The 21,831-nt window shown below is 66.9% G+C and carries 27 protein-coding genes and 1 pseudogene; 10 read left to right on the top strand and 18 right to left on the bottom strand.

Going from position 1 to position 21,831, the window contains the following annotated elements:
* The first annotated feature begins 30 nt into the window (after positions 1–30).
* On the top strand, positions 31–387 hold the full coding sequence (locus QA609_RS14880; RefSeq protein WP_005553060.1) for a DNA-binding protein: 357 nt from the start codon (positions 31–33) through the stop codon (positions 385–387).
* On the top strand, positions 387–977 hold the full coding sequence (locus QA609_RS14875; protein ID WP_278303396.1) for an asparagine synthase-related protein: 591 nt from the start codon (positions 387–389) through the stop codon (positions 975–977). Before QA609_RS14880 ends, QA609_RS14875 begins: the two co-directional genes overlap by 1 nt.
* Before the next feature lie 4 nt (positions 978–981).
* Here QA609_RS14875 and QA609_RS14870 read toward each other — a convergent pair whose 3' ends face one another.
* The gene (locus QA609_RS14870; RefSeq protein ID WP_278303395.1) at positions 982–1,506 is read right to left on the bottom strand and encodes a TspO/MBR family protein; all 525 of its coding nucleotides are present in this window, start codon (positions 1,504–1,506) and stop codon (positions 982–984) included.
* 138 nt (positions 1,507–1,644) lie between these two features.
* On the opposite strand from QA609_RS14870, the gene hisS reads away from it, so the two are divergent.
* A complete protein-coding gene (hisS, locus tag QA609_RS14865) occupies positions 1,645–2,943 on the top strand; it encodes a histidine--tRNA ligase (protein WP_278303394.1) in 1,299 nt (432 codons plus the stop codon).
* A gap of 35 nt (positions 2,944–2,978) precedes the next feature.
* Here the strand turns inward: hisS and QA609_RS14860 are convergent, their stop codons facing one another.
* Both QA609_RS14860 and QA609_RS14855 read right to left on the bottom strand, forming a co-directional pair.
* Complete coding sequence (locus tag QA609_RS14860; RefSeq protein WP_278303393.1) at positions 2,979–4,409, bottom strand: MATE family efflux transporter; 1,431 nt, start codon at positions 4,407–4,409, stop codon at positions 2,979–2,981.
* Positions 4,410–4,491: 82 nt separating this feature from the next.
* Positions 4,492–5,583 carry a geranylgeranyl reductase family protein gene (locus QA609_RS14855; RefSeq protein ID WP_278303392.1) on the bottom strand — a complete coding sequence of 364 codons (1,092 nt, stop codon included), beginning with the start codon at positions 5,581–5,583 and terminating at the stop codon, positions 4,492–4,494.
* Between the two features lie 126 nt (positions 5,584–5,709).
* Between QA609_RS14855 and QA609_RS14850 the strand changes: the two genes are divergently transcribed.
* Entirely contained in the window at positions 5,710–6,087 is a 378-nt protein-coding gene (locus QA609_RS14850) for a hypothetical protein (protein WP_278303391.1), read from the top strand.
* 112 nt (positions 6,088–6,199) lie between these two features.
* Here QA609_RS14850 and QA609_RS14845 read toward each other — a convergent pair whose 3' ends face one another.
* Positions 6,200–6,379 (bottom strand): hypothetical protein, encoded by a 180-nt coding sequence (locus QA609_RS14845; protein ID WP_278303390.1) that lies wholly within the window; start codon positions 6,377–6,379, stop codon positions 6,200–6,202.
* Positions 6,380–6,528: 149 nt separating this feature from the next.
* Here QA609_RS14845 and QA609_RS14840 point away from each other — a divergent pair, with 149 nt between their 5' ends.
* Complete coding sequence (locus QA609_RS14840; RefSeq protein ID WP_278303389.1) at positions 6,529–7,941, top strand: NAD(P)-binding protein; 1,413 nt, start codon at positions 6,529–6,531, stop codon at positions 7,939–7,941.
* Positions 7,942–8,047: 106 nt separating this feature from the next.
* Here QA609_RS14840 and QA609_RS14835 read toward each other — a convergent pair whose 3' ends face one another.
* From QA609_RS14835 to QA609_RS14810, 6 genes are all read right to left on the bottom strand, one after another.
* Complete coding sequence (locus tag QA609_RS14835; protein ID WP_278303388.1) at positions 8,048–8,617, bottom strand: GTP-dependent dephospho-CoA kinase family protein; 570 nt, start codon at positions 8,615–8,617, stop codon at positions 8,048–8,050.
* 1 nt (position 8,618) lies between these two features.
* Complete coding sequence (gene spt4 / locus QA609_RS14830; RefSeq protein WP_278303387.1) at positions 8,619–8,816, bottom strand: transcription elongation factor subunit Spt4; 198 nt, start codon at positions 8,814–8,816, stop codon at positions 8,619–8,621.
* A gap of 2 nt (positions 8,817–8,818) precedes the next feature.
* Positions 8,819–9,388 (bottom strand): DNA-directed RNA polymerase, encoded by a 570-nt coding sequence (locus QA609_RS14825; protein ID WP_005553099.1) that lies wholly within the window; start codon positions 9,386–9,388, stop codon positions 8,819–8,821.
* Complete coding sequence (locus QA609_RS14820; protein ID WP_278303386.1) at positions 9,389–9,775, bottom strand: DUF188 domain-containing protein; 387 nt, start codon at positions 9,773–9,775, stop codon at positions 9,389–9,391.
* 16 nt (positions 9,776–9,791) lie between these two features.
* Positions 9,792–11,045, bottom strand: a complete 1,254-nt coding sequence (locus QA609_RS14815) for a translation initiation factor IF-2 subunit gamma (protein ID WP_278303385.1) — start codon at positions 11,043–11,045, stop codon at positions 9,792–9,794.
* 113 nt (positions 11,046–11,158) lie between these two features.
* Positions 11,159–11,749 (bottom strand): hypothetical protein, encoded by a 591-nt coding sequence (locus tag QA609_RS14810; protein ID WP_278303384.1) that lies wholly within the window; start codon positions 11,747–11,749, stop codon positions 11,159–11,161.
* 182 nt (positions 11,750–11,931) lie between these two features.
* Here QA609_RS14810 and QA609_RS14805 point away from each other — a divergent pair, with 182 nt between their 5' ends.
* Together QA609_RS14805 and QA609_RS14800 are read left to right on the top strand one after the other, a co-directional pair.
* Positions 11,932–12,882, top strand: a complete 951-nt coding sequence (locus QA609_RS14805; RefSeq protein ID WP_278303383.1) for a winged helix-turn-helix domain-containing protein — start codon at positions 11,932–11,934, stop codon at positions 12,880–12,882.
* 260 nt (positions 12,883–13,142) lie between these two features.
* On the top strand, positions 13,143–13,463 hold the full coding sequence (locus QA609_RS14800) for a hypothetical protein (RefSeq protein WP_278303382.1): 321 nt from the start codon (positions 13,143–13,145) through the stop codon (positions 13,461–13,463).
* 148 nt (positions 13,464–13,611) lie between these two features.
* Here the strand turns inward: QA609_RS14800 and QA609_RS14795 are convergent, their stop codons facing one another.
* Positions 13,612–13,800 (bottom strand): hypothetical protein, encoded by a 189-nt coding sequence (locus tag QA609_RS14795; protein ID WP_278303381.1) that lies wholly within the window; start codon positions 13,798–13,800, stop codon positions 13,612–13,614.
* A gap of 99 nt (positions 13,801–13,899) precedes the next feature.
* Entirely contained in the window at positions 13,900–14,043 is a 144-nt protein-coding gene (locus QA609_RS14790; RefSeq protein ID WP_278303380.1) for a hypothetical protein, read from the bottom strand.
* A 114-nt stretch (positions 14,044–14,157) separates the two neighbouring features.
* On the opposite strand from QA609_RS14790, the gene QA609_RS14785 reads away from it, so the two are divergent.
* Both QA609_RS14785 and QA609_RS14780 read left to right on the top strand, forming a co-directional pair.
* Positions 14,158–15,135, top strand: a complete 978-nt coding sequence (locus tag QA609_RS14785) for a DUF5787 family protein (RefSeq protein WP_278303379.1) — start codon at positions 14,158–14,160, stop codon at positions 15,133–15,135.
* A 182-nt stretch (positions 15,136–15,317) separates the two neighbouring features.
* On the top strand, positions 15,318–16,589 hold the full coding sequence (locus QA609_RS14780; RefSeq protein ID WP_278303378.1) for a divalent metal cation transporter: 1,272 nt from the start codon (positions 15,318–15,320) through the stop codon (positions 16,587–16,589).
* A gap of 22 nt (positions 16,590–16,611) precedes the next feature.
* Here QA609_RS14780 and QA609_RS14775 read toward each other — a convergent pair whose 3' ends face one another.
* The 6 genes from QA609_RS14775 to QA609_RS14750 all read right to left on the bottom strand — a co-directional run bounded on the left by QA609_RS14775 (position 16,612) and on the right by QA609_RS14750 (position 21,142).
* On the bottom strand, positions 16,612–17,439 hold the full coding sequence (locus QA609_RS14775; RefSeq protein ID WP_278303488.1) for an MBL fold metallo-hydrolase: 828 nt from the start codon (positions 17,437–17,439) through the stop codon (positions 16,612–16,614).
* Between the two features lie 81 nt (positions 17,440–17,520).
* A complete protein-coding gene (locus QA609_RS14770; RefSeq protein ID WP_278303377.1) occupies positions 17,521–17,844 on the bottom strand; it encodes a hypothetical protein in 324 nt (107 codons plus the stop codon).
* Positions 17,845–18,079: 235 nt separating this feature from the next.
* Complete coding sequence (locus QA609_RS14765) at positions 18,080–19,105, bottom strand: AIR synthase-related protein (protein ID WP_278303376.1); 1,026 nt, start codon at positions 19,103–19,105, stop codon at positions 18,080–18,082.
* 99 nt (positions 19,106–19,204) lie between these two features.
* Positions 19,205–19,990 carry an SDR family oxidoreductase gene (locus QA609_RS14760; RefSeq protein WP_278303375.1) on the bottom strand — a complete coding sequence of 262 codons (786 nt, stop codon included), beginning with the start codon at positions 19,988–19,990 and terminating at the stop codon, positions 19,205–19,207.
* 52 nt (positions 19,991–20,042) lie between these two features.
* Complete coding sequence (locus tag QA609_RS14755; RefSeq protein ID WP_278303374.1) at positions 20,043–20,501, bottom strand: Tfx family DNA-binding protein; 459 nt, start codon at positions 20,499–20,501, stop codon at positions 20,043–20,045.
* A 134-nt stretch (positions 20,502–20,635) separates the two neighbouring features.
* Positions 20,636–21,142: a TRAM domain-containing protein gene (locus QA609_RS14750; protein ID WP_278303373.1), complete on the bottom strand. Its 507-nt coding sequence runs from the start codon at positions 21,140–21,142 to the stop codon at positions 20,636–20,638.
* A 200-nt stretch (positions 21,143–21,342) separates the two neighbouring features.
* Here QA609_RS14750 and QA609_RS14745 point away from each other — a divergent pair.
* Positions 21,343–21,831 (top strand): annotated as a pseudogene (locus tag QA609_RS14745) (electron transfer flavoprotein subunit beta/FixA family protein); the annotation flags it as partial.

Genomic DNA, 21,831 nt, shown 5'->3' with positions numbered 1-21,831 from the left:
ATTTTCTGCGCCCGCGCGCAACGTCCCACTATGAGCGGCTCACCCGACGAGGAGAAACTCGAGGAGCTCCGACAGAAGAAGATGGAGCAGCTACAGGACCGCGCCGAGGGGGGCGGTGAGGCCGACCGGGCGAGCCAGGAAGCCGCCCAGCAGCAGGCCGAAGCCCAGAAGCAGGCGCTGCTCCGACAGCACCTGACCGACGACGCGCGAAAGCGGCTCAACACGGTCAAGATGAGCAAGGAGCAGTTCGGAGAACAGGTCGAACAGCAGGTGATCGCGCTGGCTCGCAGCGGGCGCATCCAGGGCAAGATCGACGACGAGAAGATGAAACAGCTCCTCCAGGAGCTCAAACCCGACTCGAAGAGCTTCGACATCAAGCGTCGCTGATGGAGCTCGGACTGCTCTACAGCGGGGGCAAGGATTCGACGCTCGCGGCGCTCGTCCTCGAGGAGTTTTACGACGTCACGCTCGTCACGGTCAGCTTCGGCGTCGGCGACGACTGGAAACACGCCCGCGAGACCGCCGACACCGCCGGCTTCGAGTTCGAGCGCCTCGACCTCGAGCGCGACGTCGCCCGCGAGGCCGTCGAGCGGATCCGCGAGGACGGCTTTCCCCGCAACGGGATCCAACACGTCCACCAGCACGCCCTTGAGGCCCTCGCCGAGGACCGCTTCGACGCGGTCGCCGACGGCACTCGCCGGGACGACCGCGTGCCGACCGTCTCGCGGGCCCAGGCCCAGAGCCTCGAGGATCGCCACGGCATCGACTACATCGCACCGCTGTCGGGATTCGGCCGGACGGCGGTCGACCGACTCGTCGAGAACCACCTCGAGGTGACCGTCGGTCCCAGCGAGTCGATCGACCGCGCGGATTACGAGGCGGAGCTGCGGGCGATCATCGTCGCCGAGGACGGTCCCGAAGCCGTCGGAGAGCTGTTCCCCGACCACGAGCAGACGTACGTGACGAACGTCCGGTAGTATCCTACCGGTCGCGGTTGCGTTTCCAGAGCCCGTAGTTCAGCGCCGTCGCGAACGCGACCCAGCACAGATACGGCACCAGCAACAGCGCCGCCCGACGATCGATGCGAGCGAACGCCGCGATCGTCACGGCGATCGCCGGCCCGAGCAATGCGATGACGACGAGTCCCCCGAGGATCGACCGTCGGCCGAAGAAGACGAGCGACCAGAGCGCGTTCAACGCGAGCTGGGAGAGGAACACCCGTTCGGCCCGCCGCTTTCCCCTCGCGCTCGCCGTTCGGTCCCGACGGACCAGGTGCCACGCGACCCCCATCGTCGCGAACAGGACCGTCCAGACGGGCGGAAACACCCAGCCTGGCGGCGTTCGCGGCGGTTGCTCGAGGGTCGGGTACCACTCGGTCACGTCCTCGGCGGTTAGCAGACCGGGAACGACGCCGGCGAGTTCGCAGAAGCCGACGGCCAGGCCCAGCTCCCGCCACTCGCCGTCGCCGAGCGTCTCGGGAGCGGTCCGATCGATTCGTCGGGGCATACGACGCCTTCACCGTTGCAGTATAAATCTCTCCGCTCGCACGGGGACGAGTGTGGCCTGTCGTGACCGCTACTCCGGAGTCGCGTGGTCGACGCCCAAACGAAAGGTTAGAAGGTCGCCGTCGCCGAACGGTGGGGTATGTACGACGGCATCAAGGGGTTTCGTGACTTCTACCCCGGCGAGATGGCCGCCAGACGGGCGACCATCGACACGATCGAGGACGCCGCTCGCAGGTACGGCTTCCGCGAGATCGGCACGCCCGCACTCGAGCGCGCCGAGATGTGGACCGACAAGAGCGGCGACGAGATCGTCGAGGAGCTGTACGCCTTCGAGGACCAGGGCGGCCGCCACGTCACGCTAACCCCCGAGCTGACGCCGACGGTCGCACGGATGGTCGTGGCGAAACAACAGGAGCTGTCGAAGCCGATCAAGTGGTTCTCGACGCGCCCGTTCTGGCGCTACGAGCAGGTCCAGCAGGGCCGCCAGCGCGAGTTCTACCAGACCAACGTCGACATCTTCGGCTCCTCGGAGCCCGAGGCCGACGCCGAGATCCTCGCCTGGGCCGCCGACGCCCTGACCGACCTCGGGCTCACCGGCGACCACTTCGAGTTCCGGATCTCCCACCGCGACATCTTAGGCGGCGTGCTCGAGAGCTACGAGACCGACGTCGATACGACCGAGGCGATTCGGGCGGTCGACAAGTCCGGCAAGATCTCCACCGCGGAGTACCACGACCTGCTCGCCGAGGCTGGCCTCTCCTACGACCAGGCCGCCGAGTTCGCCGATCTCATCGCGGAGGGCGATCTCGAAGCCGTCGAGTCGTTCGCCGACACCGACCGGGTTACGGCGGCCGTCGAGAACCTGCAGCACGTCCTCGAGGCGGCCGAAGACTTCGGTGCCCGCGAGTACTGTACGATCTCGCTGGAGACGGCCCGGGGGCTCGACTACTACACCGGCGTCGTCTTCGAGTGTTTCGACTCGACGGGCGAGGTCTCCCGGTCGATCTTCGGCGGCGGGCGCTACGACGGCCTCATCGAGAGCTTCGGCGGCCAGCCCACCCCCGCGGTCGGGGTCGCGCCCGGTCACGCGACGCTGTCGCTACTGTGTCAGCGCGCTGGCGTCTGGCCCGAGGAGGAAGTGGCCACCGACTACTACGTGCTCCAGGTCGGCGACACCCGATCCGAGGCCGCCCGCATCACCCGCGAGCTGCGCGACCGGGGCCACGTCGTCGAGACCGACGTCGCCGGCCGCTCCTTCGGCGCACAGCTCGACTACGCCGACTCGATCAACGCCGAGACGGTCGTCATCGTCGGCGAGCAGGATCTGGCGAACGACGAGGTGACGATCAAGGACATGGAGTCGGGCGATCAGCTCCAGACCCCAGTCGAGGAGTTCCCCGGAGAGCTCGAGCGCCCGACCTACGAGGACCTGGCGTAACGCTCCCCCGCGCCCTCGGACCGATACGATTTTCTTCAGCTCGCCTCTGTGTCGGGGCGATATCGCCGGCTGACGGCCTTCCAGCGTCCGCGCCGGAACAGCCAGTAGTTGATCCCGCCCGGGACGTACGTCTCGAGCAGGAAGGCGAGGTAGAGCCCGCCGACGCCGAGCGGGGTGACGAGTCCGAGCGCCGCTGCGGGTAACGCAAAGAGGTACCGACCGATCAGCGAGGCTACCAGCGGCAGCCGGGTGTCGCCGGCGCCGAGCAGCGCGCCCGCCGCGGCGCCGTCGACGCCGAGTCCGATTGCGCTGACGGCGCCGACGGCGACGAACGTCGCGGCCAGCGAGATTTCGGCGGGCTCGCTCACGAACAGCCCCGCGATCGGCTCGGCGAACGCGAGGACGACGGCGGCGATCCCGACGTAACAGACCACCGAGAGCCGGACGATCCCCTCGCCGTAGGCGCCCGCTTCCTCCTCCTCGTTCGCGCCGAGGTGCTGGCCGACGAGCGAACTCGAGGCCAACCCCATCCCCCAGTTGACGCTGTTGATCAGGCTGCGGACCCGACGACCGACCTCCAGGGCGGTGACGACCACCGGGCCGAACGAGGCGGCGATCCACAGCATGGGGAAGACGACAACCCCCTGGGCGAGCCGGCGACCGATCTCGGGCGTCGAAATCTCGACGAGGTCGCGGATAACCCCGGCCTCGAGCCACGGCCCCTCGCGGGTGATCGGCACCGGACTGGGCTCCATCCCGAGTCTCCCGTAGGAGCGTCCGACCATCCCCCACGCGAGGACGACCGTGACGAACCCCGTCGAGAGGGTCGTACCGAGCGCGGCGCCGGCGACGCCCATCTCGAAGCCGAAAATGAAGACGGCGCTGAGCACGATGTTGAGGACCGCACCACCCGCGCGGGCCATCATCTCGGTGAAGGTGTCGCCGACCCCGGTGTAGGTGCGGCTGGCGATCAGGTTCAGCAGTTCGAAGACGACGGCCGGCGCGACGTAGACGAGGTAGGTGCTGCCGTGGGCCAGCGAGTCGGGGCCGGCGCCGAACAGCCCGATCAACTGATCGGGAACGAGGAGGAACGCGGCCGCGAGCGGCAGCGAGATGCCGACCGCGAGCAGAACGCTCTGGGTGACGACCAGCGACGCCCGCTCGTTCTCCTCGCCGCCGTAGTTCTGGGAGACGAGGCTGACGGTCCCGCCCGCCAGTCCGAGTCCGAGCATCGCGACGATCTCCCAGTAGGCGAGCGCGAAGGCCAGCCCCGCGGTGCCGGCAGTGCCGACGGCGATCCCGACCATCGCGAGGTCGGCCGTCTGCTTGGACATGATCGCGATCCCGGTGACGATCCGGGGCCAGGCCAGATCGACCGTCGGGCGCAGTCGCTCGGCGTCGATGATCCCCAGTCGCTCGAGGAGATGCGCGACGAGCGCGGCGACGGCCGCCAGCCGTCCGGTCATCGCTCGAGTGTTTCGCGACGAGGGCCTTCGGTTCGTCGCCTGCGGCTCCGGGAGGCCGTGCTCCAGCGATGCCTCGCGGGGATCACGGCCGCAGTCTCGAGAGCATCGCCTTCAGGTGGGTCGGGGAGACCAGCGACGTGGGTCGATCCATGTGGACGCCGATCTCGCCCGACAGCGCGCTCAGCCCGACGCGCTGGATCGGCTCGGGCAGGGAGTACGCACGGCGGAGCCAGTGGCCGAGCTGCTGGTCCCGTTTCAGGTCTTCACGCCAGGCGTGTTCGTAGGCCGCGAGGCTGGTCGGCCGATCAGGGTCGATCTCGCGGGCCGCGTGGTCCGCGGCCGTCGTCCCGTAGAGGATCCCGCCGCCGGTGAACGGTTTGGTCTGGGCCGCGGCGTCGCCGATCAGGAATCCCCGGCGGCTCGTCACCCGGTCCGCAGGGCCGATCGGGATCGCACCCGAACAGCGGTGGGCGACGTCGATCTCGTAGCCGTCGATCAGCTCCTCGAAGTGTTTGGTCACCTCGACGCCCGGCGGGGCCGCGAGGCCGTACTCGACGCCGGCCTCGCCGCGGGGGATCCGCCAGGCGAAAAAGGTCGGCGGGGTGAGGTGGACGTCGACGAAATCCTCGTAGTCCTCTTCCTCGGAAAAGGCGAGCACGCCGTGAAGGAGTTCGTCGGGCTCGGGGAGGTCGAGCTCCTGACGGACCCTCGAGCGGGGGCCGTCACAGCCCGCGACCATCTTCGCCTCGTGGGTGACGGGCCCGTCGGGCCCGCTGGCGACGACCTCGACGCGGTCGCGGTGCTCCGTAACGCTCGTGACGGAGTGGTTCTCACGGACGTCGGCGCCGGCCTCGCGAGCCAGCTCGGCGAGGTGACGATCCAGCCCGACGCGGTCGATGACGTTCGAGGCAACCTCGCGCTTGTAGAAGGGGTAGGCGTCGCTGCGGGGGCCGCCGACGTGAAAGCGCGCGCCGTGGATCTCGTTTTGAAGCAGCTCTTCGCGGGCGCCCTCGCCCGTCACGCTCCAGACGTCCGTACTGACGTGGCCCGAGCAGGCCAGCGGCGTGCCGATCGTCCCCTGCTCGAGAGCGAGGACGTCGTGGCCGCGATCGGCGGCTCGACGCGCGAAACGCGCGCCGGCGGGGCCGACGCCCACGACGACGAAATCGTACATATTCCCTACGTCTCACTCGGACGGTAAGAAGGTCTCGAGTATCGCTCGCGGGCGAGGACGACGTTCGGACCCGTCATCTCGTTTCCGGTGGAACGAATTAATAGACAGTCGACACTAGATCGCAGTATGCAGACCGGGAACGCGGTCGACGAACGGATGCTGGAACGCGAGCGGCAGCTACTCGCCGTCCTCGTCCTCGGTCCGTTCCTGCTCGTCCAGGTCGTTCTACTGTACGCGGGGTTCGGTGATCGGGGCGTCGCCGGACTCATCCCCGGCCTGATCGGGGTCTACGCCTGCGGGACGGTCGTCCCCACCGTCCTCGTCGACCGCCACCGCACGCTCGAGTTCCAGCTGCTGCTTTCGGGTGGACTGGCCGTCCTCACCGGGACCGCTGCGATCCTGGTCTCGGAAACGACCTACACCGTCGGAGCGATCGGCTTCGCCGCAGCGACGTTGTACTACGGCTGGCGCTGGCGGGCTCGAGGGAGTTCGGTTCGACAGTAGTCGGCTCGAATCCGCTCCCTGGGCCGGGGTCCAGTAGGAAAGAACACGTCCTCGAGTCCCCCCTGGGGTGGTACCTGCTTGATTACCGCGAGCGGACGAATCGATAGCGCCCTCAGTTCCAGCCGTCGATTTCACGGGCGCTGAGTATATTCCTCATCACGTATACGGACACGGAGACGACCGCTCCGATCCCGAAGCTGGCCACGACCGTGGTCGAAACATCGAACTGAAACGCAGTTACTCGCGCCGTGTCCGTTACCGTCTGCAGATTGCTCAACCCCTGCAGATTCATCACAGCGTAACTCTATGTGGCTGTATCACACAGATTGGTCCATCAGATGACAGACGCCAGTGATCAGTTCGAAGCCGAAGAGAAACAGGTCAGTGGGGGCTCTTTCGGGAGCAATCACGCTGAGCGTCTGACGACCGGGGTGGTTCGACATGGAAGCGCTTGAGACGGATTACCTGGTGGTCGGTGCGGGGGCGTCGGGGATGGCGTTTACGGACACGCTGATCGACGAGTCCGACGCCGATGTCGTGATGGTAGACCGGCGGGCGAATCCGGGTGGCCACTGGAACGACGCCTACCCGTTCGTGCGGCTCCACCAGCCGTCTGCGATTTATGGGGTCGACTCGCGGCGGCTCGGCAACGACGAGATCGACGAGGTCGGCCCCAACGCCGGCTTCTACGAGCGGGCGACCGGCGCGGAGGTCTGCGGCTACTACCGGCGCGTACTCGACGAAGAGCTGCTCGGCTCGGGACAGGTCCGCTTTTTCGGCACGTCCAACTACATCGATTCCAATGGTGGTCGCCATCGGTTCGAGTCGCGGCTGACCGGCGAGACGACCGAGGTCGAGGTCCGGCGCCGGGTCGTGGACGCCACCTACGTGGAATCGTCCATCCCCGCGACCCACACACCACCATTCGACGTCGACCCGGACGTGCGGCTGGTCACCCCCAACGAACTCGTCGACCTCACCGATCCAGCCGACGGGTTCACTGTCATCGGGGCGGGGAAGACGTCCATGGACACTTGCAGCTGGCTGCTCAATAACGGCGTTCCACCGGCGGAAATCCGGTGGGTTCGACCACGCGACCCCTGGACTACCTCCCGGCGCAAATATCAACCCCTGGAGCACGTGCCGTTGTTCATGGAGATGTGGTCGCTGTGGACGAAAGCTGCCGCGGAGGCCGAGGACGTCCCCGACTTGTTCCGCCGGCTGGAAGCCAACGAGGTGCTGGTCCCGCTCGACCCCGAGGTCGAACCCGAAACCTATCGCGGGGCGATCCTCAGCCAGGACGAACGCGATGACCTGCGCCGGATCCGCAACGTCATCCGTCACGGATACGTCCAGCGTCTCGAGGCCGACCGCATCGTACTCGACGATGGGACCGTTCCCACCAACCCACAGCACGTGCACGTCGACTGCACCGCCCACGGTGTCGATACCCCCCCGACGCGGCCGATCTTCGCCCCCGACCGGATCACCATTCAGTATATTCACGCTCCCGGAGTCATCCCGTTTAGCGCTGCTATCACTGCCTACGTCGAGGCGAACCGCGACGACGACGCGGAGAAAAACCGGTTGTGTCCGCCCAACCCCGGGTTCGGTAACGCGGAGAAGCTCGTCCGCCAAACCCTCGTCATCCAACGGAGCCTCGTCGCGTGGCAGGAGGAACCCGACATCGAGGACTGGCGACGAGGATGTCGACTCAACATTACGCGAGGAATGAACGAACACCTCGAGGACCCACGCGTGCAGGACGCGCTCGAGCGGATCGCTGAGTACCAAGAATCGTCGATTACCAACCTCGAGCGACTCCGCGAACTCGCCGAGCCCTCGACCGCCTGAACGATTGTCGAGGGGCTGCCTGTAGAGAAGACGTGTCGCTATCTACTGGTGTACACAGCTTCCGGCGACGAACTGCGAGTTCCCGAGAATCGGTCTCCGATTCCGTCTACTCCTCGAGCAGGCTCCAGAACCGCTCCTGGTCGCCCTCGAAGCGCTCGAGCAGGGCTCGAACTTCCCGGCGCACCTCCTCGTCGACGACGACGTGGACCATCCCCTCGTCGGGCTGGCCGTAGACGACGCTGGCGCCGTCGGGCGCGACCATGATCGCCGGGAGCACGACCAGGTCCTCCTCGCCGTCGACCAGGACCGTCGTCGGCTCCTCGCGCTCGAGGCTCTCCTGGAGCGTCTCGAGGACGTCGGCGGTGAGCTCGGCGGGCGGGTTGCGGGCCTCGACGTTCACTCGTTCGGTGACGGTCTCGCGGATTTCCTCCTCGACGAGCTGGCGTTTGGTCCGCTCGTCGACGAGCGCGACGTCGGGCTCGCGTCCGGCACGGACGATGTGGTAGGTGACGACGTCGCCGACGGCGATCAGCGGGCCCGAGACCGCCTCGAGCAGGACGTCGGCGTCGGTCTCGATCGGGCCCATCGGCTCCTTGAGCTCGTGGCGGAGGTCGTCGGGTAAAACCAGTAGCTGCTCGTCCACGCGGTCGGGATCGCTGCCGTCGTCGCGAGTCACGTTACCGAACCTTCAGCGCGTACGATCCGGGCTCGGTGACCTGCATCTCCGTGGCGATCTCGCTGTCCTCGGGGTGGGCGATAACGACGTAGCCGGCCCAGTCCTCGGTCAGCGAGGAGGAGTTACAGGAGTCACAGGTGTCGCTGTCGGGATCGTTGACTCGGTGGCACTCGCGACAGACGAGTCGATCGGATGCCATCGTTACTCACCCGTGGCCGCTTCGCGCTTCTCGTGGTCCTCCTCGAGCCAGCCGTGTTTGCCGAGTCCGGGCTGTTTCGCGGTGAGACCGATCTTCGAGTCGCGCGGGTTGCGTTCGTCGATGCTCTTGGTGACGATACGCGCTCGAACGGCGTCGTCGACGCCCAGCGTGCGGTTGGACTCGTTCGAGGCGAGCTGCTGGTTCTCGCCGTCGAAGGCGAGGTACTCGTCGGAGATCTGGGAGACGTGGAGCAGCCCGTCGACGGGGCCGATCCCGACGAAGGCGCCGAACTCGACGACCTCGACGATCGTGCCGTCGACGACCTCCTGCATATCCGGATCGAACGTGACGGCGTCGAACTCGGCCTCGTAGTAGACCCCCGGCTTGTTCGGGAGCACGGCTCCCTCGCCGATATCGTGGACCTGGGTGACCGAGACGACGCTGCCGACCTGCTCGTCCATCCGACCCTCGAGTTTGTCCTGCAGCAGTTGCTTGACCAGCTTCGGCGAGACGTCACCGAGCGCTTTCGGCGGTACTTCGACCGTATCCTTCAGTTTGACCCGTTTGTACATCTATGGTTGAGTGATTGCCAGCTTGTTTCTCCCGCGTAATGCAAGTACCGGTATGCTCGCCTCGAGCACCCGGTCGCGCAGCGGGCGATCGTTCGTGACGACGTAGTCGACGCTTCCCTCGCGGGCGAGTTCGACCAGGGCGTCGTCGGCGTACGATTCCTCCGTGTCGACGACGAGACAGCGTTCGGTCGCTAGGTCGTGGCCGACCGACGCGGCGGTCCCCTCGGTGCCGCCCTTCTCCGAGAGCCGCTGGAGCTCCTCGATTACGGGTTGGGGTGCAACCAGTTCGGCGGACCCGATCAGTCGCTCGAGTTCGTCGAACAGCCGGACGTCCAGTTCGACCGGCATCATCAGCGCGCTTGTATCGAGGGCAACCCGGGTGCTCATGCTCGCTGTCGTCGTCTTACTCGCGAAGCGTTCCCAGTCCGATCAGTCGCCAGCGGGCGCCGATCCGGCGGTTGATCGCGATCTTCGCGCCGGGTTCGGCCGCGACGGGGCGTTTGAGCTTGACCTCACACTCCCCGCTGCGGGCGCTCGTGACCGCGCCGACGGTCGTCGCGGTGCCGACGGTCATCATCAGGGGCTCGCCCGTGCTGATCTCGTCGATGTCGGCCGCGTCGCCCGGCCCCTCCGTCTCGTCGACGTTGCCGACGACCCGATCGAGCAGATCGACGTCCATCGTGAACTGCTCCCAGGTCGGCGGGAGCGACCCCGGCGGGCCGGCGATCCGGCCCGCGAGGGCGTCGCCCTTCGTCAACGAGGGATCGAGTCCGGTTCCGACCCCGAGCAGTCCGCCGGGCGTGACCGACTCCGCGTCGGCGCCGCCCGCCTGCAGCGATCGAACCGTCGTCTGGATCGGCACGTACTCGGTCTGACCGCCCTCCTCGACCTCCCGTCCCGGACGGATCTCGAGGTCGTCGTCGAGCTCGAGTTCGCCTCGAACGAGGCTTCCGCCGAGGACGCCGCCGGCGAGGTTCGCGGCGGTCGTCCCGGGTTTGTTGATGTCGAAGCTCCGGGCGACGTGCATCCGAGCGTCGGCCTCGGGATCGCGCTCGGGCGTCGGGATCTCCTCCTCGATCGCCTGGATCAGCAGGTCGAGGTTGACCTCCTGGCCGGCCGAGACGGGAACGACGGGCGCGTCCTCGGCGACGGTTCCCTCGACGAACTCCTGGATCTCCTGGTAGTTCTGTCGGGCCTGCTGGGAGTCGACGAGGTCGACCTTGTTCTGGGCGATGACGATGTTGTCGATCCCGATGATGTCGAGCGCCATCAGGTGCTCCTCGGTCTGGGGCTGTGGGACGGGCTCGTTAGCGCTGACGACCAGCACGGCGCCGTCCATCAGCGAGGCCCCCGAGAGCATCGTCGCCATCAGGGTCTCGTGGCCCGGTGCGTCGACGAACGAGACCGTTCGAAGCGGCTCGCTCGGCGAGCCGTCCGCACACTCCTGTTCGACGGTGTACCGTTCGGGCTCGTCGAGCTCGGGACAGTGACGGAACGTCGCGTCCGCATACCCCAGCCGGATGGAGATGCCGCGTTTCATCTCCTCGCTGTGCTGGTCCGTCCACGATCCGCTGAGAGCCTGCACCAGCGTCGTCTTGCCGTGATCGACGTGGCCGACGAGTCCGATGTTCACCTCCGGTTGTTGATTTCCTGCCATAAGACGATGAGTAATCTTAGGTAGAGGTTCCGCCGTGCGACTGATAAACCTACTGTTCTCGGGCCGAATCACGGTGCCAAACAGTTCCGTGCAGTCGGGCGATCTCGGCCTTGTTACTCCTCGACGAAGGTGTCGATCGGGGGCGCCTCCCAGACGACGTCTCCGTCCTCGAGCAGCTCGAAGACGGTTGCGGTCTCTCCCGCCTGCTCGCCCGAAACCGAGACGGTCGCGGGGTCGACGTCGATGTCGACGATTTCGTCTTTCCCGTCCGCGAGTTCGACATCCAGGCGGTACGGCTCGTCTTCGCCTACCGGAAGTTCCTCGCCGTCTTTCGTGAAGACGGTCTCGAGTTCGATCGTCGATCCCGGCTCGATCGTCGGTAGTCCGTTCGTCTCGGTCTCGTAGTGCCAGTGACCCCTGTGGGAGTTCGCGACCTGCTCGCCGTCGCGCTCGTAGACGAGTAGCTCGGAGATATCGACCTCGTGGTCCGCGTCGTCGACCGGATCGTCGACCAGATCGTCGTCGAACTCGCCGTCGTCGGGCTCGTCGGTTCCTCCGTCGTCGTGGTCTTCGTGACTCGAGTCGTCGGCTGATTCGCCGGACTCGCCGTCATCGTCGAGACAGCCGGCGGCTCCGAGAACCGCGATCGAACTCGCGCTGGCGAGTAGCCGACGGCGCGTCGTCGGGCGTCGATTACCGGTCATCGATTGCACGCCGTTGCAACGACCTAAACACCTTCCGATCGCGAACGCGTCCGCTGGCGGTTGAAGGTCCAGTGATCCCCGCGGATCGGGTCGGGCCGACTCCCGTTCCGTCGGAATGACAGCCATGTTACAGAAACGACGTTGAGCGAACGCTTTAGCTCGGCCGGGTGGTAGCTTTTCGCATGAGTGACTCATCCGTTTCGAGCGATACCGATCCCGAATCGGTTCTCGAGTGTACGGAGTGTCTCGAGCCAGCCGACGCGTTCGCGCTGATCGGCAACGAGACCCGCCTCGCGATCCTCGAGGCGCTGTGGGCGGCCGACGAGCGCCCGGTATCGTTCTCGGAGCTGCGCCGAGCGGTCGGGATGCGCGACTCCGCACAGTTCAACTACCACCTGCAGAAGCTCACTGGCCACTTCGTCACGAAGTGCGAGGGCGTCTCCGCGACCGAAGGGAGCGGCGGCTCGCCGGGCCAACGGTCCGATGTCGGGTACGCGTTCAAACACGCCGGACGGAAGGTCGTCCGCTCGGTGATCGCGGGCTCGTTCAACCAGCGGCCGACGCTCGAGCCGTTCGCCGTTAGGGGGGAGTGTTTCGACTGCGGCGGTTCGCTTCGGGCCGCCTACGCGGACGAGCACCTCGCGATCGACTGTCGGGACTGCGGGCAGTGCCACGGCGAGTACGGCTTCCCGCCCGGTGGTCTGAACGACCGAAGCCCCGCGGAGATCGCCGACGCCTTCGACCAGCGCGTCCGTCATCTCCACTGTCTGGCGGCCGACGGCGTCTGTCCTGAGTGCAGCGGTCGGATGGAAACCCGAATCGTCGAGTCCGAAGAGTGCTGTCTCGGCGTCGACGTTCGCGTCGACCACGAGTGCGCCCAGTGCGGTCACACCCTCTGCTCGGCCACCGGGCTCCGATTGCTCGATCACTCGACGGTGGTTCGCTTTCACGACGAGCGAGGTGTCTCGCTCGACGAGCGGCCCTACTGGACGCTCCCGTGGTGTGTCTCCCCCGAGTACACGCAGGTCCTCGAGCGCGACCCCTACCGTCTCGAGGTCCGGCTGCCGGTGGCCGGGGACGAACTCCGGGTCAGGATGGCCGAGGACCTCTCGGTGCTCGAGACGAGTCGGTGAGCGGACGGGACCGATGGACGACAGGGGGCTGCCGCGGCGGAGGCGCAGCTGGGACCGATCGTGGAAGCGATAGCGGACCGTCGCCGCATGGAACCGCGTAGCCACCGGAGAAGCTATCGCTCGAGACCGAACGGGCGAACCGATCGAGTAGCCGTACAGTCGGCCAACCGCCCTGAAATCTCCTTCAGTAACGGACGTTACAGAAATGTTTTTCAGGTTACACTTAATCCGCGCCGGTGCGTCAGTACGGCCGAAAACCGATGCACCAACCACATGCCCCGTCTCCGTCCGTACCGCCCGGCACCGATCGCAGTCTCGCGTCGGCGTTCGCCTCGTGTGTCCTCACCGTCGTCGCGTTCAGCGCCGCGCTCGTGGCCGCGACGACCACGGCGGCGGTCGTTACGGGACCGCCGCTGGTCACCGCCTCGGTCGCGCTAGCGGTCGGCTTCGCGACCGTCGTTGCCGTTCCCGTCGGAGCGTCGATCGGAGGTCGGTGGCTACTCGAGCGCTATCGCCGGCGCGGTCGCCGACCGGCGACCGACGATCTGAACCATCCCGATCCGCGGCCGAAAGCGCGGTGAGTTCCGACGCGGTCGAGGACCCGTAGTTCGTGCCGCGAGCGACGCTTGCCGCTCGCGAACCGGGCTGGTGTCGTCTCCGTCGGCGGGGCGTCGACGGACGCTCCTCGCGCATCGACCCGTCGCGAACGCCACCCGACGGTGGGGTCGGTTACTCTGCCCTGTCGGGCGGCATCGTCTCCTCGTCGGTCTCAACGAGAGCGAACTCGGTGCAGCCACACTGACAGCTCTCGCTTCCGATCGTCTTGACCCTCCCGTCGGGCCACTGCCTGGCCGCGTAGACCGTGCCGCACTCCGTACATTCTGCGAGTTCTCTGGAAACGTCGTCCCTGTTCGCCATCCTTCATCGGGCGATGGCGCTGTTCGTAAATCAGCGTTTCGCTCGCGGTGGGACGCGTACTCCGGGCGTTCGGATCTGAGAGGTGGAACCGAAACGGAGTCAGAACTCGTAGTGTGCGATCTCTCGGGAGCTACAGCCGGAACACTCCTCGTCGTCGGCCGTCAGCTCTCGCCCGCAGTTTCGACACTCGTAGCGCGTCGTCCCGTCCCGGCCTCGAACACCGAGTGCATCGAGTACCCCCATACACCATCCGGCTTCAAACCGCAGGGTGATTAATCCTGTTGTCTATCGTGACACTGTGTCTCACTGGAGTGGGCGACCACCCTCCTTTTCTCGCTACCGCCCGTTCGTCCCGTCGTGAGCGAGTTTGCGTTCGAACTCGAGCTGTGTGCCGCCCTCGAGTCCCGCGGCGACCGCCTCCTGGCCCGACAGCTCGGCGCGGGCGTCGCGAATCCGGGCGGGCGCGTCCTCGATATCGTCGCCGTCGAGCCCGGCCCCGCGTTCGCGGAGCGGACCGCGATCACGGCCGAGTCGATTCCCACCGCGGCGATCGAATCGCGAGTCGGCCCCGGCCGCGCGCGGTACTGGAAGGACGCGTTCGACTGCCATCCCGAACGGGCGCGGCGGGCGACCGAGCGCGCCCTCGAGATCGGTTTCTTCGAGCGCGAGCGCCAGAGCGGACGGGAGTACGTCCGGCAGGTCGCCCGCTACCACGACTGGTACGACCGGATCGTCGGTATCGAGAACAAGCCCGATCTCGGCCGGCCCGGGGAGCTCGAGGCCCAGCTTCGAACGGACGTCAGCCTCGGGCTCGTCGACGAGGTCGTGCTGGCGACCGAGAGCTACGTCACGGGCGCCCACCGCAACCGGATTCCCGACGAGGTCGGGATCTGGCGAGTCCACCGCGAGGAAGGGGCGGTCCGCGAGATCGACGTGCTCCGCGAGTCGACCCCCCTGTCGGTCGCCGAGCCGGGAGTCGAACCCCTCGAGAGTCACCCAGGTCGGACCGACGTCGCCGTCGTCTCGCCCGCGGCCAAGGCACGTGCTCGTCGGCGCCTCGCCGAGCGAGCCTACGGCAAGGGGTGGCGAACCTACGGCTTTCCGGACTGTGCGAGCTGTCGAGCCCACGGCTCGAGCGGCGCGACGCTACCGTACTGCGAGTGGGCGGGCCGAGTCGTCGACTGGGAGACCGACTGTGGCGCCGACTGCCCGGGGTACGAGCCCGGACCAGGACCGGAGATCGATCTCGAAACCGAACGGGACGACCGAACCGACTGGGTCGCAGACCCCGACGGAAAACGCCACAGTCAGGCCGGACTCGAGCGCTTTCGGTGAGCGATCGCCGATGAATACGGATCGCCTTCGATACTGAGTATCGAAGGCTGTCGTCGCCCTCACCTGGAAAGTGAAACGCCGAGCCTTTTCCGTACGGAGTCGTTGTATTTGGTTGACTTAGCGATACTATCTCTGTACATTGACCGAACTGCCTCGGGCGAAACTGCCGGGAAATTTAATTCATGGGAACTACTGAAAACTTCACGACACGAATAACGCAAGAATTGTCAGATGCGGTAAAGGAGTACGGACTGGCGTTCGTCATGGTCGCCAGCTACTTCGGCTCCGGATCCGTGTTCATCGCGAGCCAGGCCGGGCTCATGCACGGCTACACGCTGCTGTGGGCCGTCGTCGGTGCGGTGTTGCTCGGCGTCATGGCACAGGATATGAGCGCACGGCTGGGCATACACGGCCGGCCGCTCATGCCCTTCGTCCGCGAGAAGCTCGGAAAAGGCCCCGCGACGGCGATTGCCGTATTCCTCTCGATCGGCTGCGTCGCCTGGACGCTCGGACTCGTCGCCGCCGTCGGCGCGGGCGTCTCGTTCGTCACGGGGGGAGCCATCGCCTGGCAGCCGATCGCCGTCCTGACGACGCTGCTGGCTATGGGCGTCGGACTGTTGAACTACGACAAGATCGAGAAGCTGATGATCATCATGATGTTGTCGGTGATGGTCCTCTACCTCGCCGTCGCCGGACCGAGCAATCCGGATCTCGGCGCGGTCGCGCTCGGCTTCGTCCCGACGTCGGACTCGTTGGGCGCGCTCGCGATCGCGGCCGGCCTGCTCGGAACGACCGCGCTATGGCCCAACTTCTTCCTCGAGTCGATCCTCGTCGAGGAGAAGGGCTGGACCGACGAAAGCGACGTCTCCGACGCCCGCCGGGACCTCGCCGTCGGCTTCACCGTCGGTGGGATCACCACGGTCGCGATCCTGGTCGTCTCGGCCGCGGTGTTACAGCCGATGGGGTTCACCGAACTCGAGTCCTTTATTACGCCCGGCGAGGCCCTCGTCGAGGTGCTTGGCACGTGGGCGATGGTCCTGTTCATCGCGGGCGTGACGGCCGCGGCGTTCAACAGCATCATCCCGATCATGTGGACGCCGGCGTACATTATCCCGCAGGCGATGGACATCGAGGTCGATCAGGGCAGCCGACTGTTCAAACTCATCTTCGTCGGCCTGACCGGGCTGGGGCTCGCCTCGCCGCTGATCAGTAGCGTCCTCGACCTCTCGGTCGTCGACATGGTCATCCTCTTCCCGACGTACAACGGGATCTTCGGCCTGCCGCTGGCCGCCCTCCTGTTGTTCTGGGCGGTCAACGACGAGGAGACGATGGGCGAGTACCGGAACACGACGCTGCTGAACGTCGTCAACGCGTTCCTGGTGTTGCTGGCGTTCGTCCTGGCGATCTTCGCGGTCCAGGACTTCCTCGATCTGCTGTTCGGCGGCGGCTTCTAACCGCCGTCGCGGTCGAGGCCACTCACTCGAGAACGTACCGCTCGCCGTCGACGGCGAGCGGCTCCTCGAACGCTTCTTCTGCGGGATAGTAGTGTGCCAGGTGAACGAGCCGGGTTCGACTCGCCTCGAGTTCCTCGGCCAGCGTCAGCGCCCCCTCGCGGGTCATGTGCTTCGAACCGAACGTGTAGGGCGTCCCGTCGGGTCCCTCGTGGCGCCCGCCGGCGGGATGGGAGGCACAGAGGTGTGCCGGGACGATCGCGTCGGCCAGCAGGAGGTCCGGATCGGCGAGGATCTCCCGAGAGCGATCGGGAACAGCGTAGCTCGTATCGCCCGTGATCGACAGCTTTGCGCCCGTCTCTGGATCTTCGATCGCGAGCCCGTAGCAGACCAGCGGCGGGTGGTCGACCGGGACGAACGTCACGTCGAGCCCGCAGATCCGGGTCGGCTCGAGCGGCGTCGTCGGCCGAACGGAGATCGTGTTCAGATAGTGGTAGTCCTCGGCGACGGTCTCGGCCACGCTCTTCCCGGTTCGGGGATCGGTTTCGTCGGCCGCGTACACCTCGAGCGAGTCGAACACCCGGAAGGCGTTGCCCAGCCCGTCGAGGTGGTCGAAGTGGACGTGGGTGATGATCCCCGCATCGGGCAGGGCGACGTCGTCGCGTAGGAACTGGTAGCGAAAGTCCGGACTGAAGTCGATCAGCAGGGATTCGTCGGTGCGCTCGTTCTCGACGTGGACCGAGAAGCGAGTACGCTCGATCCCCCGCTCGCGGGCCGTCCGGCAGGTCTCGCAGTCACAGCCCACGGTCGGGGTCCCGGTCGTGTCGCCGGTGCCGAGCAGCGTGACCCGCATCGTCACCGACCCGTCACCTCGAGGGTGACGTCGCTCGAACGGCCGGAGTCCGGGTCCGAACCGCCCGCGGGCGACCGTCGCCTACACATATACCTCCCCTTCGGCGAACGCCCGTTCGACGAACTCGTGGTCCGTTCGCTCCTCGTAGCGATCTGCCGGCAGGACGTGTACCGAGAGCACGGTCCCGTGCTCGAGGCCGACCTCGCGGGCCAGCGCCTCGAGTTCGCGCTCGGGCTCGAGATCCTCGAGTACCAGTAGGAGCTCCGCCTCGCTGTGGACGTCGCGGTCGTCGCCGCGAACGGCGCTGCCGAACGCGACGAGGTGACGGATCGACTCGCCGTACTCGGCCTGCGCCCGCTCGGCGAACGCCGCCGTCGCGTCCGTCGGATTCGATCCATCGCTCATCGTCGGCCATTCGAAGCCGTCGTATAAAGGGTGTTCCCCACGTACCTTTTTCCGCGTCGGGATTCCGCGCGAAGCGCGGAACCACTCGCGCAAAAATCTACGCTAAAAAGCCGCCTCCGCGGGCTTCGCCCGCTTCGGCGGGGAACCGCTCGCTTCGCTCGCGGATGCTGGCGGTGATACCTGCTTCACCTGTACAGAACACACGTTTCACGCGACGTTCTTGGGAAGAAATTCGTTACGTCTGTCTCTCAGCCAGCTCCGCGTAGGCGTCCCACGAGGGGTCGCCCCGCGGGTGCTCGAGGACCTCGCCGTCGACGGCTACCGTTCCGTCCCCGTCTTCGTCCGCCTCGACACGCCCGATCTCGGCCACCACAGTCCCTCGATCCTCGAGCGCCTCGCGAACCGCGTCGACGCCCTCGGGATCGACGGCGATGACGAGCGAGCCGCAACTGGTCGCCGCCCAGGGGTCGATCTCGAGGTGCTCGCAGACGTCGGCGACGCCGGGACGCATCGGGACGGCAGCGCGGTCGATCTCGAACCGCGCGCCGGCGCCGGCGGCCATCTCGTTCAGCGCGCCCGCCAATCCCCCCTCAGTGACGTCGTGCATCGCTCGAGCGGGTCCCGCCGCGGCTGCGGTGAGGGCGTCCCGGACGCAGTGGACCTCCTCGAGCCGTTCCTGGGCGTCGGCGATCACGTCGTCGGGAAGCCCGAGTGCCTCGGGAAAGAGCGTGCTCAGGAGCCCGACCGATTCGACGGCGGGGCCAGTGGTCAGCAGGAGGCGGTCACCCGGCCGTGCGCCGTCCGGACGGACGATGTCAGCGTGGTCGCCGACACCCATCGCGGTCGCGGCGCCGACCCAGGGGTGGGAGGGATCGGAGTACCGGGCGGTATGGCCAGTCACGACGGCGACGCCGAGGTCGGCACACTCCTCGTGGATCGTCTCCCAGACCGTGGCGAACGCCTCGTCGCTCATCGTCTCCGGAAGCGTAAAGCAGATCGAGAGATGCGAGGGCGGGACGCCGCTGACGGCGACGTCCGCGAGGATCAAGTCGAGGGCGAACCGGGCGGCGCGCTCGAGGCCGAGTGCGGGAGGGATCGAAACGGGATCTGTGGCGGTCACCAGCGCCCGCCCGCCGACGTCGATGACGCCGAAGTCGACGCCGTGGCTCGGCCCCAGGGCGACGTCGTCGCGCTCGGCGCCGAGGTTGGGGGCGATCCGCGATTCGAAGAACTGTCGGTCGATCTTGCCGAGGTCGCTCACGATCGGTGAATGCGGGGACGGGTTCTTAGCGACAGCGGTTCCCGGAACGGACGACCGAGGCACTTCACCCGGGACGCGGTCGGCCCGCCGCTGTCGATCCTAACTCCGCAACAGGCCGCCGTCGATCGGTACCTCGGCGCCGTTGACGAAACTCGCCCGCGGGCTCGAGAGGAAGGCGACGACCTCGCCAAGCTCTCGCGGGTCGCCGATGCGATCCATCGGGATGTCGTCCGCGAGGTCGGCCAGTCCCGACTCGTAGTCGTCGTACTCGCCGCGTTCGACGCGGGCGTCGACGAGCTCCTCGATGCGGGGCGTTTCGATCGTCCCTGGCAACACGGTGTTGGCGCGAACCTCCGGAGCGAACTCCCGCGAGACCGTCTTCACGAGTCCGATCACGCCCCGGCGAACGGAGTTCGACAGCAGGAGACCGTCGGCGACCTCCCTGACCGTCCGGGAGGTGATGCAGGTGATCGTCCCGTGCTCGGAGTCGAGCAGGTGAGGGTGGGCCTCCTCGATCGTCCAGACGACGCTCATCACCAGCAGGTCGTAGGCCTGGTACCACTGCTGTTCGCTGGTTTCGAGGAAGGTCGTACTCGGCGGGCCGCCCGCGGAGGTGACGAGGTGATCGAGCCCGCCAAAGCTCTCGACCGTCTCGCTCACGAGTCGCGAGACGTGGTCGGGGTCGGTGAGGTCGGCCTCGACGGCCAGCACCTCGCCCGCGGCCGTCTCCTCGAGTTCCTCGCGGGCGTCCTCGAGTCGCTCGGTGTCCCGGCCACAAATCGTCACGTTCGCTCCCGCCTCGGCCAGCGCCCGAGCACTCGCGAACCCGAGCCCGCTCGAGGAGGCCGTTACCAGCGCCGTCGTGTCGTCGAGGTCCAGTTCCATACCGCGACCGATGTCGTCCGGATACAAAGCCCTCCGGACTCCGGCACCGCGGTCACTCCTGGTGGCGAACCCGAACCACGCCCTCGGAGCTGACGCTGACGGTCAGCGGCGCGGCGACCTGCCGGCCCGTGATCGCGTTTCCGGCGGCGTCGCTGACGACCTTCATCAGGTCCGGGGCGGTGTGGTCGACCTTGACGCCGGCCTCGTCGCAGGCCTCGTAGACGAGCTGTGGCACGTCGTAGAGGTCGGTTCCCTCGGGAACCCGAACTCGGACCGGGGCCTGAAGCGCCTCGGCGAAGGCGACGGTCTCCCTGGCCTTCGCGACGTTTTCTCGGGCGCTGGCCTCGATCGAGGAGACGTTGGCCCGGGAGGTTCCCAGCGCGTCGGCGATATCGGCCTGGGAGACGTCTCGTTCGCGCAACGCGAGCACCTGCGCCTGGCGGTAGGTCAGCACGCTGTTCTCGGGATCGAAACCGATCTCCTCGAGGACCGTCGCGATGTCATCGATCACGACGATCCCCTCCACCGCCAGTCGAGTGGGCTCGCGTCGGCATACGAGGCACTAGTCGGTGGCGGGATGAAAGCTTCCACGGTCGCGGCCGGACCGGGAGTTCGAACGGAAGCGGAGCTGTCCACTCGAGGGGGCTACGAGCCCCAGAAGTTCTCGCGGCTACCGAGTCGCTCGCGCTTCGGTGCGGTGTGTCTCTCGTTGGACTCGGTCTCGTCGTCGGCGGGGGTGACGTCGTCACCGTCGTCGACTCCCTCGCCGCCGTCGCCATCGTCGTCGTCGTCTTCGTCCCCGTCGTCTTCCTCGCCGTCCATCGGCAGGAGTTCGAGTTTCTCCGCGCGTGCGTGATTACTGTGGACCCGGGTGATCTCGACTCGCGCCCGGGCCTCCGGCAGGACGCCGTCGACCATCACGATGAAACCGTCCTCGGTTCGACCAACGCCGGCGCCGCTCTCGTGCATGTCGACGACGTCGATCACGACCTCCTCGCTGGGTTTGACGGGCTGGGTCTTCAGATCCTCGATGGGCTGGTTGTAGTGGTTACACCACTCCTTGCCACCCCGATCGCCGTAGTGTTGACAGCCCATCCCCGAGATTCGCTCGGAGAAGCTCGGGCAGTCATCAGCGAGTGGACAGTCTGCCATGCGGTATACTACCGGTGGCGCCGTTAAACCGTTTCCGTCTCGAGATCCGGGCTGGGACCGTCTCCCACGGGATTCGCCCGCCGAGAGTGTGACGGGTGAGCGCCAAGAGAGGAATTCGTGGGACGAACGCCGAATCAACTGGTCGTTCGTGACACGGTGTTTCGAAAACGTTTACGGGAGGGGCGTCCGACCGATAAATGATGAAGATCCTCGTGACGGTAAAAGAGGTCTCGACCGTCGAAGACGAGTTCGAGATCGAAGGCACGACCATCGCCGACCAGTATCTCGGCGCCGACCTCAACGAGTGGGACGACTACGCCGTCGAGGAGGCGGTTCAGCTCCAGGAGGACGGCATCGCTGACGAAGTCGTCACGGTGACGATCGGCCCCGAGGAGTGCGAGCAGACGATCCGCCAGGCGCTTGCGAAGGGCGCCGACCGCGCGATCCGCGTCTGGGACGACGCCCTCGAGGACGTCGACCTGCTCGACGTCGGCGCGAAGACCGAAATCCTGCGGGCGGTCGTCGAGGCCGAGGAGCCCGACCTCGTGCTGACTGGCGTCCAGTCCGGCGACGACAACTGGGGCGGCACCGGTGTCTCCCTGGCCCAGGACCTGGGCTTCGAGTGGGGCGCCGTCGTCAACCACCTCGAGCACGACCTCGAGGACGGCGTCGCCTCGGTCCGGCGCGAA

This window comes from Natronococcus sp. A-GB7 (genome assembly GCF_029688865.1).
Taxonomy (GTDB): domain Archaea; phylum Halobacteriota; class Halobacteria; order Halobacteriales; family Natrialbaceae; genus Natronococcus.
This window is presented reverse-complemented; position numbering and strand designations above follow the sequence as displayed.

Bases quoted from the DNA above. Each gene is read 5' to 3' on its own strand.
- QA609_RS14880 (WP_005553060.1), top strand. From the start codon at position 31: ATGAGCGGCTCACCCGACGAGGAGAAACTCGAGGAGCTCCGACAGAAG.
- QA609_RS14875 (WP_278303396.1), top strand. From the start codon at position 387: ATGGAGCTCGGACTGCTCTACAGCGGGGGCAAGGATTCGACGCTCGCG.
- QA609_RS14870 (WP_278303395.1), bottom strand. From the start codon at position 1,506: ATGCCCCGACGAATCGATCGGACCGCTCCCGAGACGCTCGGCGACGGC.
- hisS (WP_278303394.1), top strand. From the start codon at position 1,645: ATGTACGACGGCATCAAGGGGTTTCGTGACTTCTACCCCGGCGAGATG.
- QA609_RS14860 (WP_278303393.1), bottom strand. From the start codon at position 4,409: ATGACCGGACGGCTGGCGGCCGTCGCCGCGCTCGTCGCGCATCTCCTC.
- QA609_RS14855 (WP_278303392.1), bottom strand. From the start codon at position 5,583: ATGTACGATTTCGTCGTCGTGGGCGTCGGCCCCGCCGGCGCGCGTTTC.
- QA609_RS14850 (WP_278303391.1), top strand. From the start codon at position 5,710: ATGCAGACCGGGAACGCGGTCGACGAACGGATGCTGGAACGCGAGCGG.
- QA609_RS14845 (WP_278303390.1), bottom strand. From the start codon at position 6,379: ATGAATCTGCAGGGGTTGAGCAATCTGCAGACGGTAACGGACACGGCG.
- QA609_RS14840 (WP_278303389.1), top strand. From the start codon at position 6,529: ATGGAAGCGCTTGAGACGGATTACCTGGTGGTCGGTGCGGGGGCGTCG.
- spt4 (WP_278303387.1), bottom strand. From the start codon at position 8,816: ATGGCATCCGATCGACTCGTCTGTCGCGAGTGCCACCGAGTCAACGAT.
- QA609_RS14825 (WP_005553099.1), bottom strand. From the start codon at position 9,388: ATGTACAAACGGGTCAAACTGAAGGATACGGTCGAAGTACCGCCGAAA.
- QA609_RS14820 (WP_278303386.1), bottom strand. From the start codon at position 9,775: ATGAGCACCCGGGTTGCCCTCGATACAAGCGCGCTGATGATGCCGGTC.
- QA609_RS14815 (WP_278303385.1), bottom strand. From the start codon at position 11,045: ATGGCAGGAAATCAACAACCGGAGGTGAACATCGGACTCGTCGGCCAC.
- QA609_RS14810 (WP_278303384.1), bottom strand. From the start codon at position 11,749: ATGACCGGTAATCGACGCCCGACGACGCGCCGTCGGCTACTCGCCAGC.
- QA609_RS14805 (WP_278303383.1), top strand. From the start codon at position 11,932: ATGAGTGACTCATCCGTTTCGAGCGATACCGATCCCGAATCGGTTCTC.
- QA609_RS14800 (WP_278303382.1), top strand. From the start codon at position 13,143: ATGCACCAACCACATGCCCCGTCTCCGTCCGTACCGCCCGGCACCGAT.
- QA609_RS14795 (WP_278303381.1), bottom strand. From the start codon at position 13,800: ATGGCGAACAGGGACGACGTTTCCAGAGAACTCGCAGAATGTACGGAG.
- QA609_RS14790 (WP_278303380.1), bottom strand. From the start codon at position 14,043: ATGGGGGTACTCGATGCACTCGGTGTTCGAGGCCGGGACGGGACGACG.
- QA609_RS14780 (WP_278303378.1), top strand. From the start codon at position 15,318: ATGGGAACTACTGAAAACTTCACGACACGAATAACGCAAGAATTGTCA.
- QA609_RS14775 (WP_278303488.1), bottom strand. From the start codon at position 17,439: ATGCGGGTCACGCTGCTCGGCACCGGCGACACGACCGGGACCCCGACC.
- QA609_RS14770 (WP_278303377.1), bottom strand. From the start codon at position 17,844: ATGAGCGATGGATCGAATCCGACGGACGCGACGGCGGCGTTCGCCGAG.
- QA609_RS14760 (WP_278303375.1), bottom strand. From the start codon at position 19,990: ATGGAACTGGACCTCGACGACACGACGGCGCTGGTAACGGCCTCCTCG.
- QA609_RS14750 (WP_278303373.1), bottom strand. From the start codon at position 21,142: ATGGCAGACTGTCCACTCGCTGATGACTGCCCGAGCTTCTCCGAGCGA.